11 protein-coding genes and 1 riboswitch are annotated in these 12,076 nt (G+C 71.9%); of the genes, 4 read left to right on the top strand and 7 right to left on the bottom strand.

What is annotated here, in order from left to right; genetic code table 11:
* Positions 1 to 8: 8 nt before the first annotated feature.
* The gene (locus JQX11_RS15140) at positions 9 to 563 is read right to left on the bottom strand and encodes a pyridoxamine 5'-phosphate oxidase family protein (protein WP_204925587.1); all 555 of its coding nucleotides are present in this window, start codon (positions 561 to 563) and stop codon (positions 9 to 11) included.
* Positions 564 to 709: 146 nt separating this feature from the next.
* Between JQX11_RS15140 and dcd the strand changes: the two genes are divergently transcribed.
* Positions 710 to 1,288 (top strand): dCTP deaminase, encoded by a 579-nt coding sequence (dcd, locus tag JQX11_RS15135; RefSeq protein WP_204925586.1) that lies wholly within the window; start codon positions 710 to 712, stop codon positions 1,286 to 1,288.
* A 49-nt stretch (positions 1,289 to 1,337) separates the two neighbouring features.
* On the opposite strand, the gene JQX11_RS33435 is transcribed toward dcd, so the two are convergent.
* The 4 genes from JQX11_RS33435 to JQX11_RS15115 form a co-directional block, all read right to left on the bottom strand.
* Positions 1,338 to 2,378 (bottom strand): C40 family peptidase, encoded by a 1,041-nt coding sequence (locus JQX11_RS33435; RefSeq protein WP_204925585.1) that lies wholly within the window; start codon positions 2,376 to 2,378, stop codon positions 1,338 to 1,340.
* 12 nt (positions 2,379 to 2,390) lie between these two features.
* Positions 2,391 to 2,527: riboswitch (cyclic di-AMP (ydaO/yuaA leader) on the bottom strand.
* Between the two features lie 155 nt (positions 2,528 to 2,682).
* Positions 2,683 to 3,681, bottom strand: coding sequence for a C40 family peptidase (locus JQX11_RS15125; protein WP_204925584.1), 999 nt, complete (start codon positions 3,679 to 3,681; stop codon positions 2,683 to 2,685).
* A 177-nt stretch (positions 3,682 to 3,858) separates the two neighbouring features.
* On the bottom strand, positions 3,859 to 4,863 hold the full coding sequence (locus tag JQX11_RS15120; protein WP_204925583.1) for a hemolysin family protein: 1,005 nt from the start codon (positions 4,861 to 4,863) through the stop codon (positions 3,859 to 3,861).
* A complete protein-coding gene (locus JQX11_RS15115) occupies positions 4,856 to 6,190 on the bottom strand; it encodes a hemolysin family protein (protein ID WP_204925652.1) in 1,335 nt (444 codons plus the stop codon). Before JQX11_RS15115 ends, JQX11_RS15120 begins: the two co-directional genes overlap by 8 nt.
* A 117-nt stretch (positions 6,191 to 6,307) precedes the next feature.
* Between JQX11_RS15115 and JQX11_RS15110 the strand changes: the two genes are divergently transcribed.
* On the top strand, positions 6,308 to 6,985 hold the full coding sequence (locus JQX11_RS15110; protein ID WP_204925582.1) for a GOLPH3/VPS74 family protein: 678 nt from the start codon (positions 6,308 to 6,310) through the stop codon (positions 6,983 to 6,985).
* A 95-nt stretch (positions 6,986 to 7,080) separates the two neighbouring features.
* On the opposite strand, the gene JQX11_RS15105 is transcribed toward JQX11_RS15110, so the two are convergent.
* Together JQX11_RS15105 and JQX11_RS15100 are read right to left on the bottom strand one after the other, a co-directional pair.
* Complete coding sequence (locus JQX11_RS15105; protein WP_204925581.1) at positions 7,081 to 9,297, bottom strand: (Fe-S)-binding protein; 2,217 nt, start codon at positions 9,295 to 9,297, stop codon at positions 7,081 to 7,083.
* A 288-nt stretch (positions 9,298 to 9,585) separates the two neighbouring features.
* Positions 9,586 to 9,849: a cell division protein CrgA gene (locus JQX11_RS15100; RefSeq protein WP_204925580.1), complete on the bottom strand. Its 264-nt coding sequence runs from the start codon at positions 9,847 to 9,849 to the stop codon at positions 9,586 to 9,588.
* A gap of 228 nt (positions 9,850 to 10,077) precedes the next feature.
* On the opposite strand from JQX11_RS15100, the gene JQX11_RS15095 reads away from it, so the two are divergent.
* On the top strand, positions 10,078 to 10,884 hold the full coding sequence (locus tag JQX11_RS15095) for a DUF881 domain-containing protein (protein ID WP_204925579.1): 807 nt from the start codon (positions 10,078 to 10,080) through the stop codon (positions 10,882 to 10,884).
* Positions 10,881 to 12,071 carry a class E sortase gene (locus JQX11_RS15090; protein WP_204925578.1) on the top strand — a complete coding sequence of 397 codons (1,191 nt, stop codon included), beginning with the start codon at positions 10,881 to 10,883 and terminating at the stop codon, positions 12,069 to 12,071. The genes JQX11_RS15095 and JQX11_RS15090 overlap by 4 nt, the downstream gene beginning before the upstream one ends.
* Positions 12,072 to 12,076: the final 5 nt, after the last annotated feature.

The raw sequence follows: 12,076 nt of genomic DNA, 5'->3' as shown, positions 1-12,076 counted from the left end.
TTCCGGGGTCAGGCGGCGGTGCGGCGGGTGTCGAACCCGTGCCGGCCGCGCCGGGACGGTCGCTGGTCGGGCAGGCCGGCGACACCGTGCCGACCGGGAACCGGGTCGAGCCAGACCTGCACGGCGGGACGCCCGGCGTCGCCGCCGAACGGGGCACCGTGCTCGCGCCGGGTGAGCATGGCGACGTCGACACTGAACTCGAAGAGCCGCCAGTCGACCTGGGGCGCGGCCCGACCGATCTCGGCCACCAGCGCCACCCGGGCCGGATCGGTCACCGGCTCGGCGCGACCGGCGACGTATGCCTCGTCGTCGCTCTCCTCCGGCGGGAACGAGTGGAGCGCGTAGCGGCCGTCGCGTTCGAGGTCACGCCGCTTGGGCGAGTCGACGACGAAGCAGAACAACCCGCCGTCGGTGACCAGCGGGCAGACCGGGTGCACCCGGGGACCGCCGTCGGCGCGGACGGTGGCCAGGTAGCCGAAACCCGACCCGTACTGCTGGAGGAGAAGGCGGATCCCGTCGGCGAGGCGGGGCTCGTCGGCGGCGAATGCGGACCAGGATGCCATGCGGTCATCCTATCGAACAGACGTTCTAAAATCAGTCCGACACGCAGGTCGAACGGCCCGACGTACGCCTCGGAGCCAGCGACGACGCCGGCCGGTGGGGCGGCCCGGTGGGCGGGTCCGGCCGGGGCGCTGGATATGGTGTCCCGATGCTGCTCTCCGACCGGGACCTCGTCTCCGAGATCAAGGCGGGCGCGCTGGCGCTGGAGCCGTTCGAACCGAGTCTGGTGCAGCCCTCCAGCATCGACGTGCGCCTCGACAAGCTGTTCCGGGTGTTCAACAACCACCTCTACACCCACATCGACCCGGCGATGCAGCAGGACGACCTGACGTCGATGGTGGAGGTGCCGGCGGGCGAACCGTTCGTGCTGCACCCGGGCGAGTTCGTGCTCGCCTCCACGCTCGAGGTCATCTCGCTCGGCGACCAGCTCGCCGGCCGGCTGGAGGGCAAGTCGAGCCTCGGCCGACTGGGGCTGCTCACCCACTCGACCGCCGGTTTCATCGACCCGGGTTTCTCCGGCCACGTCACGCTGGAGCTGTCGAACGTGGCCAACCTGCCGATCACCCTCTGGCCGGGCATGAAGATCGGCCAGCTCTGCATCTTCCGGCTCTCCTCGCCGGCCGAGCACCCGTACGGCTCCGCGGTGTACGGATCGCGCTACCAGGGCCAGCGTGGGCCGACGCCCAGCCGCTCCTGGCAGAACTGGCGCACCTGGCCCATCGGCTGACGCGGCGTGCCGTGTCCGGGCCCCGGGTCCGGGGCCCGGACACGGTGGCTCAGCCGGGTCGGCCGTAGCTGTTGACCGGCCCGTCGTCGACCCGCTTCATCGTGATCGGTTTGCCCGCCTGGGAGGCGTGCACGACCCAGCCGTCCCCGACGTACATCCCGACGTGGTGCAGGTCGGAGTAGTAGAAGACCAGGTCGCCGGGGCGCAGGTCGGCCCGGCTCACCCGGTCGGTGACCTGGCGCTGCTGCCGGGCGTTGTGCGGCAACGACACCCCGGCCTTCGCCCAGGCGGCCATGGTCAGCCCGGAACAGTCGTAGTTGTTCGGGCCGGCCGCGCCCCACACGTACAGCTTGCCGATCTGGGCGCAGGCGAACTTGACCGCCGTACCGGCCGGGCCACCGGGGTAGCCGGCGGGGCAGGGGGCCGGGCGCAGCTTGCCGCCGCCGCCGTTGCCGTAGACCGTCAGCCGCAGCTTCTGCAACCGGTCGATCTCGGTGTTGATCTGCTTCTTGCGGGCCGCGAGCTGTGCTTCGGTACGGGTGAGCTGGGCGACCATCTCGTCCAGCGGTGCCTTGGTCGCGGCGAGTTCGTCGCGGAGCTGGGCGACCTCCCGCACCTCGCGCTGCTGGCGGCTGGCGAACCGGTCCAGCAGCCCCAACTGTTCGACCACCTGGCTCGGGCTGCGGCTGCCCAGCAGGGCGTTGACGGTGGACACGTTCTCGCCCTTGTACGCCTGCACGGCGAGGCCGCTGACCTGGTTCATCGCCTGGTCGACGCGGCGTTGCAGGGGGGCGATCCGCTTGCCGAGCGCGTCGGCCTGCCGGCGCTTGGCGGCGAGGTCGATGCGGGTGGCGTTGTGCTGTTCGATGAGCGGTTCGAGCTTGTTCCAGTCCTGGTCGATCTGTCGCTCGATCTCGGCGACCGAGGGGTCGGCGTGCGCTGCCGTGGGGCCACCTGTCAGTACGACCGCGGCGGCGGCCAGGGTGGCGAGGGTGGTGGTGAAGCGGGACCAGCGTGGGCGCGGCACCGTCGTGTTCCGGGCGACCTGGGTCGTCCGGTGCGACGGTGGCCGCGGGGCATGGTGTGCCACCGGGCTCCGGGCTCCTTCTTCCTCGACCGCCTACCGGGTTAGCTGACGGGTTCGGGCGGGAAGGGAGCGCCCTACCGCGGTGGTCGCGGATTCACCCCGGCGTACCTGGGTCCCCGGCTCGCCCGGAGGCGACTCGGCGGTGCCGGTCGACGCCACCCCGGGCGGGGCGGACCTGGTGCCGACCGACGATTGACCAGAGTAGAGACGCTCGTTATCGATCCGCAACCCGCCGGGCCGGCACACTCCGTGACCGGAAAACACGCAACCCCCGGCCCATCGGGCCGGGGGTTGACGTATGTGCTGGTCAGGGGCGGCGGAAGCCGGCCACCGGCATGTAGTTGATGCTGGTCACCTGGACCGGCTTACCGGTCCGGGGCGCGTGCACCATCATGTCGTTGCCCAGGTAGAGCCCGACGTGGTGCAGGTCGCTGAAGAAGAACACCAGGTCTCCGGGGCGGGCCTCGGAGCGCGGGATGGCCTTGCCCTCGTTCCACTGCGCACCGGTGAAGTGGGTCAGCGAGATGCCTGCCGCCTTGTACGCGAACTGGGTGAGCCCGGAGCAGTCGAACGAGTTCGGCCCGGTGGCGCCCCAGACGTACGGGTCACCGACCTGCGCGCAGGCGGTCGCGATCGCGGTCCGGGCGGCGGAGCTGACCACGCCGTTGATCGTGGGGCAGCCGTTCACCTTCACCGTGGTCTTCGGCATCGCCGCCTGCAACCGCTTGATCTCGGTGTTGATCTGGGTCTTCTTGGCCGCGAGCTCCTTCTCCTGCTTCACCTCGGCGGCGATCAGGGTGTCGAGCTTCTGCTTCTCGGCGTCGTACTTGCGGCGGACCACGAGCACGGCCTCGACCTCCCGGCGCTGCTCGGCGGCGAGCCGGTCCAGGATGGTCAGCTGCGTGGCGAGGGTGCCCGGCTTGGTGGTGGTGAGCAGCGCGCTCAGCTCCTGCGAGGGGCCGGACTTGTAGTAGCGGGAGGCGAGGTCACCGACCCGGCCCAGGGCGAGTTCGCTCTGCAGGGCCAGCGGCTCGATCTTCTTCTGGAGGTCGGCCGACTTCTTGCGGTTGACCTTGAGCTGGGCCCGGACCTTGTTGTAGTCCTCGATGGTGGGTTCGAGCTGCTCCCACTGCTTGTCGAGAGCCGCCTCGATCTCCTCGGGCGACGGCGCGGCGTGGGCCGGCACCGCGAGCATCCCGGCACCGACGGCGACCGCCGCGACCAGGGTGAGCAGGCGGCGGGCGACCCGCCGGAGGGCTGCCGGCCGGGCGGGCGGCTGGCCCTGGGCGTGACGGTGAGGGGGCATGGTTGCCACCGGCGTCGACTCCTTTGCAACCGACCGCCGGGCGCCTCGCTAAGGGGAAGAAGGAGGCAGACGTCCCACAGCGGCCGGTGCAACATTAGGGGCAGTCACGGTGGGGAATCAAGGCGGGTGGGCACTCCATCACATCAGTGCAATCGCTTGCACACAAAGGGTGTCCATTCAATTTCCAACGATGGCAGTCAATACATCGTCGAGCGTGACCACGCCCAGCGGACGGCGACCGTCGCTGACGAGCACCATGTGCCGCCGCTCGCGCCGCATCGCCAGCAGCAGATCGGCCAACGTACGGTCCGGCGGAACCACCGCCAGCGGCCGGTAGACCTCGGCCGGCACCGGCGCGCGACGGGCCACCCCGGCGTACCCGAGAACGTCCTTGACGTGCACGAACCCCAGCACCCGGCGGGTGGAACGCTGCACCACCGGGAACCGCGACCGGCCCGTACTGGTCGCCAGCACCTCCAGCGAGGCCGGTGAGACGTCCTCGGCCACCGTGGTCACCGTGGACCACGGTTGCAACGCGTCGGCCGCCGTCCGGTCGTGCAACGCCAGCGCCCCGGTGATCCGGGCGTGCTCCTCGGCGTCGAGCAGCCCCTCGGTGCGGGCCTGGGCGACCAGTCCGGACAGCTCCTCGGCGGTGAAGACCGTCTTGACCGCGTCGGTCGCCTCCACCGCCCACAGCCGCAGCACCTGCCGCGCCGCCCACTTCATCGCCAGCAGCAACGGCTTGGTGGCCAGGCAGAACGCCAACATCGCCGGCCCCAGCCAGAGCGCCGACGGCTCCGGCCCGGCCAGGGTGATGTTCTTGGGCACCATCTCGCCCACCACGGTGTGCAGGAACACCACCACGGCCAGGGCGATCAGGAAGGAGACCGGGTGCACCGCGCCCGCCGGCAGCGGCACCGCGTGGAACACCGGCTCCAGCAGGTGGGCCAGGGCCGGCTCGGCGATCGCACCCAACCCGAGCGAACAGACGGTGATGCCGAGCTGCGCACCGGCGATCATCAGCGGGATCTGGTTCATCGCCGACAACGCCCACCGGGCCCGCTGGGAGGTGGCGGCCAACGGCTCCACCACCGTACGACGCGACGCGATCAGCGCGAACTCGCTGCCCACGAAGAACGCGTTGCCGAGCAGCAGCACCACCGCGACCAGTAGCTCAGTCATCGGCGTGCGGCTCCTCGGGACGGACCACCCGCACCTGTTCGATCCGGTGCCGCTCCACCTCCACGACCGTGAACGCGTAGCCGTCCGCACAGGTCGTCTCGCCCGGCAACGGGATGTGCCCCAACCGGGCCATCAGGAAGCCCGCCAACGTCTCGTACGGGCCCTCGGGGAGCCGGAAGCCGGTCTGCTCGAACAGCTCGTCCCCGCGCAGCACCCCGTCGACCAGGACGGTCCGTTCCCCGCCCGGCACGGTCAGCCCGGTGGCGTGGGCGTCGTCCACGGTGGCCGGGTCGAACTCGTCGGCGATCTCCCCGACCAGCTCCTCGACCAGGTCCTCGACGGTCACCACCCCGTCGGTGCCGCCGTACTCGTCGACGACGATGGCCAGGTCGGACCCGGCGGCCTTCAGCGCCGCCAGCACGCCGTCGAGGTCCAGGCTCTCCGGGACGTACACCGGCTCGCGGGCGACCGAGGCGACGGTGGTGCGGGCCCGCGCGGCCAGCGGCACACCGAGCGCGTCCGGCACGGCCGCGACCCCGGTGACCAGGTCGAGGGTCTCCTCGAAGACGGGGAACCGGGTGCGGCCGGTCCGCCGGGACAGGTCCAGCAGCTCGGCGACGGTGGCGGTGGCCCGCAACGCGATCACGTCCACCCGGGGGGTCATCGCCTCGGCGGCCCGCTTGTCGCCGAAGCGGATGGTCCGGCGCAGCAGCATCGCGGTGTCCGGCGGCAGCGCGCCCGCCCGGGCCGAGATGGCCGCGAGCAGCCCTAGTTCCTCCGGGGAGCGGGCGCTGGCCAGTTCCTCCTGCGGCTCCACCCCGAGCTGGCGGACCAGCCGGTTCGCCGAGTTGTTCAGCCCTCTGATCAGCCAGCCGAAGGCCCGGGAGAAGGCCCGCATCGGCCCGGCGGTGACCAGCGCCGCCGGCATCGGCCGGGCCAGCGCCAGGTTCTTCGGCACCAGCTCACCGAAGAGCATCGACAGCAGGGTGGCCAGCGCCAGCGCGAGCAGCGGACCGAACCGGTCGGCACCGCCCAGCGGGGCCAGCAGCGGGGCGAACAGCCGGGACAGGGCGGGCTCGGCCAGGTAGCCGGTGAGCAGCGCGGTGAGGGTGATGCCGAGCTGCGCCCCGGAGAGCTGGAAGGACAACTCGCGCAGCGCCCGGCGTACCGTGACGGCGGTGGCGTCGCCGGCCTCGGCCCGCCTGTCGATCTCCGCCCGGTCGACGGTGACCAGGGCGAACTCGGCCGCGACGAAGAACGCGTTGCCGGCGGTCAGCAGCACGAAGCCGGCCAGGGGAAGCAGCGTGCCGAGCAGCAGTGAGTCGATGGGTGTGATTGTTTCAGATCCGCCCCCGGCGGTCACCGGGGCGTGGCACACGGTCACCGGTGTCGCCGCCGGGCCGCCCACGGGCGGGGTTCGCGTTCCGGGGTTAGCGTGAACGGCATGGCACCGCTCACCCTCGCTGACGAACTGGTCCTGCTCGCCTACGACGACACCGGCGTGAACCGGCTGGGCCGGCCGCACCTCGACTACGGGCTGTCCGGCGCGGTGCTGCTCGAACTGGCGCTCGCCGGTCGGGTCGAGGTGACCGACGACCGGCTCGTGGTGGAGGATCCGACGCCGGTCGGCCACCCGCTGCTCGACGACGCCCTCGCCCGGGTCGCCGCCGACGGCAAGCGCCGCCGGCCCAAGGACTGGATCAGCCGGCTGGCCAAGGGGCTGCCCGACCAGGTGCTGTCGGGCCTGGTCGACGCGGGGGTGCTGCGCCGGGATTCCGACCGGGTGCTGCTGGTCTTCCCGCGTACCCGCTATCCGTCGCCGACCGGCGCGGAGCCGGCGGCGGAGACGGCGGCCCGGCAGCGGATGATCGACGCGCTGCTCGCCGACGGCCCGGTGGAGGCCCGGACGGCCGCGCTGCTCGGCCTGACCCGCGCGGTGGGGCTGGACCGCAAGCTCTTCCGGGAGTTGCCGAAGGAGCGGCTCAAGGCGCGCACCACGGAGATCGCCGACGGGGACTGGGCGTCCGCGGCGACGAAGAAGGCGATCGAGGAGACCCAGGCCGCGATCATGATGGCGACCACGGTCACCACCACGGCCGCCATCATCACCACGACGTCCTGACCGTGACCGTCACGACGACCTGAGCACCGCCACGGCGGCGGCACCGGTGGGTGCCGCCGCCGTCGTGCGTCCGCCCCGAGGGCGACGGTACGGCCTCAGCCGGCGGTCGGCGCGGTCTCCTGCTGGCCGGGCGCGGTGTCCGGCCTGACCGAGCGCAGCAGCACGCTGGCCACGTCGACCACCTCGACCTGCTCGCCGGCACCCTTGCCGTTGACGCCGTCGTTGAGCATCGTCGAGCAGAACGGGCAGCCGACGGCGACCGTCCGCGCCCCGGTGGACATGGCCTCCTCGACCCGGTCCACGTTGATCCGCTTGCCGATCTTCTCCTCCATCCACATCCGGGCGCCGCCGGCACCGCAGCAGAAGGAGCGCTCGCTGTTGCGCGGCATCTCGATCAGGTCGGTGTCGGCCCTGCCGCCGCCGTTGATGGCGCTGCCGAGCACCTCCCGGGGGGCGGCGAAGACCCGGTTGTGCCGGCCCAGGTAGCAGGGGTCGTGGTAGGTGACGCCGCCGTCGACCGGCTGCACCGGGGTGAGCCGCCCGGTGCTGACCAGGTGGGCCAGGAGTTGGGTGTGGTGTACCACCTCGAACTCGCCGCCGAGCTGGCCGTACTCGTTGCCGAGGGTGTTGAAGCAGTGCGGGCAGGTCGCGACGATCTTGCGCTTGGCCTGCTCCCGGCCCTCGAACGCCTCGTTGAGCGTCTCGACGTTCTGCTGGGCGAGCATCTGGAAGACGAACTCGTTGCCGATCCGGCGGGCCGGGTCGCCGGAGCAGGTCTCGCCCTCGCCCAGGATGGCGAAGGAGACCCCCGCCTCGTTGAGCAGGGTGGCCACCGCGCGGGTGGTCTTCTTGGCCCGGTCCTCGAACGCGCCGGCACAGCCCACCCAGAAGAGGTACTCGAAGTCGTCGACCTCGCCGACCCGGGGCACCTCGAAGCCCAGCCCCTTGGTCCAGTCCTCGCGGGTGTTCTGCGGGGCGCCCCACGGGTTGCCCTTGTTCTCCAGGTTGCGCAGCATGACGCCGGCCTCGGACGGGAAGCTCGACTCGATCAGCACCTGGTAGCGCCGCATGTCGACGATGTGGTCGACGTGCTCGATGTCGACCGGGCACTGCTCGACGCAGGCCCCGCAGGTGGTGCAGGACCACAGCACGTCCGGGTCGATGACGCCGCCGGCCTCGGCGTCGCCGATCAGCGGCTTGTCGGCCTCGGCGAGGGTCAGCACGTCGAGGTGGGCGAGCTGCGCCGCGGTGGCCTTCTCCTCGCCGGTGAGATCCTTGCCGCCGCCGGCCAGCAGGTAGGGCGCCTTGGCGTACGCGTGGTCGCGGAGGCTGAGCACGAGCAGCTTGGGCGACAGCGGCTTGCCGGTGTTCCAGGCCGGGCACTGCGACTGGCAGCGCCCGCACTCGGTGCAGGTGCTGAAGTCGAGCAGGCCCTTCCAGGTGAACTGCTCGACCTGGGCGACGCCGAACTGGTCCTTCTCGGGGTCGGCCTCCTCGAAGTCGAGCGGCTTGCCGTTGCTCGTCATCGGGCGCAGCGGGCCGAGCCCGGAGCCGGCGGGCCGGGCCGGTTCCCGCTTGAAGAAGATGTTGAAGAACGCCAGGAAGCGGTGCCAGGCGACGCCCATCGTCACGTTCAACGCGATGACGATCAGCCAGGTCATCGAGATGACGATCTTGATGAGGGCGGCGACGCTCACGCCGGCCGGCCAGGCGGGCAGCAGCGCGCCGAGGGCGTGGCTGACCGGGGTGGCCCAGAGCGGGTACTCGAAGTGGTCGGTGGCGACCTTGAAGCCACGGATCACGAACCCCATGACCAGCACGGCGAGGACGACCGCCTCGACGAAGTAGCCCTGCCACATGGTGGAGCCGGTGAACCGGGAGCGCCCGCCCGGCCGGGTCGGCCGGTTGCGGACCCGGATCGCGATCAGTACCAGGATGCCGACCGTGCCGAGCACCGCGATCACCTCGGTGACCAGGCCGTAGACGGCGAGGCCGCCGATCAGCGGCAGGCCACCGGTCGGCGAGACGACCTCGAAGTACGCCTCCAGCACCAGCAGCGACAGCACGATGAAGCCGACCATCACGAACCAGTGCGCGGCCCCCACCACGCCCCACCGGAGCATCCGGGTGTGGCCGGCCGTCTCGACCAGCATCGTCTTCGCCCGGGTGCCCTTGTCGGCGAACCGCTCCGGCGCGGGTTGCCCCAGCCGGATGACGGCCACCATCTTCAGCACCGCGCGTACCGCGAGCCACACCGCCACTGCGGTGATGGCGGCGGCGAGGACCGTGGTGACGATCTGGACGCTGCCCATCGAGTTGGCCTCCCGGTCTGCTGCCTGTCGAGCGGCTCGGCGACCGGGGGCCGGCTCAGGGGGTGGCCGGCGTGCCGCCGCCGCACCCCCGACCGGACCGGTCGATGACCTCGCTCCGCTCGGTCATGCAGTGCAGCCTACGCGAAAGTTACCCAACGGTAACGTGAGTCTTCTCGCACCAGGCCACGCCGCCCTGCGGACACCATAGGGCTCCCGACGCCGAAGCGCCGGGTCGGGGCCGTCCGGGGTGACCTGGGACGTGTCGCGGGAAGCGCCGGAGCGCCGCGCTCAACGCCAGCGGGAGAGCAGGACCAGCGAACCCACCATCGCGCCGAAGCCGACCGCGAGGTTCCAGTAGCCCCACGAGGCGACCGGGTACTCCTGCTCGGAGAGGTAGTAGACCACCAGCCAGCCGATGCCGCCGACGATCAGCGCGACAGCGATCGCCGGCAGCCACACCGGGCTAGGCTTGCGCGTCGCCGCCGCCGTCGTCGGACGAACGTCCGTCGGCGGGGTGTACACCTTCTTCTTACGGACCTGAGACTTGGGCACGACGCTCTCCAGAGGGGTGACGACCTCGTCCGGCCTGACAACCGGGCGCGGGGGCGACGGTCCATGGCCAATAATGTTCGACAGCTAGCGTAGTCCGGAAGGCCGCTCCAGGCCATGAATGGGGTCGATCCGGTGCACGCGGTGACCGGTTTCGGGCGGGTCGACGCGACGCCGGTGACCGCCCAGCGTCGTGACGGGCGTCACCACACGACGGGAGAGGAACGCTCGGTGGAGTACACATCCGGTGCGGCGTCCTGGCAGAAGGCCATGCGCCGGGCGGTCGCCGCCTTCCTGCCACGCCGCCCCCGGCAGCGCCGGCCGGGTTGGTCGATCGGCGTGCCGCTGATCGCCGCCGCGGCCGGGTTGCTCTTCACCACCACGGCGACCACCGCCGGCGGCACCGCCCTGCGCGAGGACCGCCGACCCCAGCTCACCCAGCTCATCGAGGACCGCCGCGAACAGGTGGCCGAAAGCGAGCTGCGGGCCGCCCGGCTGCGCGCCGACGTGGAGAGCGAGACCGCGACCCTGGCCGACACCGACGAACCGATCAAGGAACAGCGCGACCGCGCCCGGGCGCTCCAGCAGGCGGCCGGATTCACCGCGCTCGCCGGGCCCGGGGTGACCGTCGAACTGAACGACGCCCCCCGCCGCAGCGACGGCACCCTGCCCAAGGGCGCCACCAACGACGACCTGGTCGTCCACCAGGGCGACGTGCAGGCGGTGGTCAACGCGCTGTGGGCCGGAGGCGCGGAGGCCATGTCCATCATGAACGTCCGCGTGCTCTCCACCAGCGCGGTACGCTGCGTCGGTAACACCCTGCTGCTGCACGGCCGGGTGTACTCGCCACCATTCAAGATCGTAGCAATCGGCGATCCCGCTGCCCTCCAGCAGGCCCTCGCCGGCTCTCAGGGAGTCGGGTTGTTCAAGCAGGCGGTCGACCACTACCAGCTCGGTTACTCCGAGAACGTCGGCTCCGTCACCGTGCCCGCGTTCGAGGACTCGACGGCGCTGCGATCGGCGACGGTGCCGCGATGACCCGGCAGGGCGGGGACCAGCGCCACGGCGACCAGCACGACGGGCCGACCGCCTTCCTCCCCCCGGTCGACCGGTCCACGCCGCCCGCCACCGCCCGCCCGGCACCCGCCCACCCGCAGCCCGCCGGCCCCTGGCCGGCACCGGTGCTACCCACCCGCCAGCCGCCGCCCGCCTGGCCGGGCCGCCCCGCCCGGCCCACGCCCGACGACCGGCAGCAGCCGCCGGGCGGGCCAGGTCGCCCCGCCCCGCCCGTGCCCCCCGGTCAGCAGCCGGGCCGTACGGTCGACCCGGCGGCGACGGCGCTGCTCCCGGTGCTGCCGGCCCGGCCGACCGCTCCGGCGATGGACTCCACCGCCCTGATGGGTGCGGTGCCACCCGCCCCCGAGCCGAGCGGGTCCGACGACCCCGTCGCGCCCCCACCCCCGCCCCGCCGGGGTGAACGGGTGGTGCAGCTACGCCCGGAGCAGACCGGGAAGGGCTACAAGAGCGTCTACTCGGAGCTGACCCGGCCCACCTTCGCCTCCCGGCTGCGCACCGGCGTCCGGGTCAGCGGCGAGGTGCTGATCACCTTCGGCCTGGTGGTGCTCCTCTTCGCCGGGTACGAGATCTGGGGCAAGTCCGTCCTGGTCGACGCCCACCAGAGCAAGCTCAACCAGCAACTCGCCCAGGCGTGGGGGCCGACCGGCGATCCGACGGTCAGCCCGACCGGCCCGGCCAAGGCGGTCGCCCCGGCCGAGGGCAAGCCGATCGCCGGGCTATACATCCCCAGCCTCGACAAGAACTGGGTCGTCGTCGAGGGCGTCACCCAGGAGGACATCCGGTACGCCCCGGGCCACTACCCGAAGAGCGCGCTCCCCGGCGAGGTGGGCAACTTCTCCGTCGCCGGGCACCGCAACCGGGCCACCTTCTGGCGGCTGGACGAGCTGAAGTCCGGCGACGCGATCCTCCTGGAGGGCAAGCAGGACTGGTACGTCTACAAGGTGTACCAGTCCCGGATCGTCCGCCCCGACCAGGTCGAGGTGGTGGCTCCGGTGCCCGGCGAGCCGAACGCGAAAGCCACCCGCAAGCTGCTCACCCTCACCACCTGCAACCCGAAGTTCGACAACTACCAGCGGCTGATCGTCCACGCCGAACTCGACCGTACGCAGCCCAAGTCGCAGGGCCCGCCGCCGGAGCTGGAGGGCTGACGACG

Source organism: Micromonospora humida, assembly GCF_016901255.1.
Classification (GTDB): Bacteria; Actinomycetota; Actinomycetes; order Mycobacteriales; family Micromonosporaceae; genus Micromonospora; species Micromonospora wenchangensis.
Note: the sequence above shows the minus strand (reverse complement) of the source record. Positions and strands in the feature narration are given on the sequence as shown.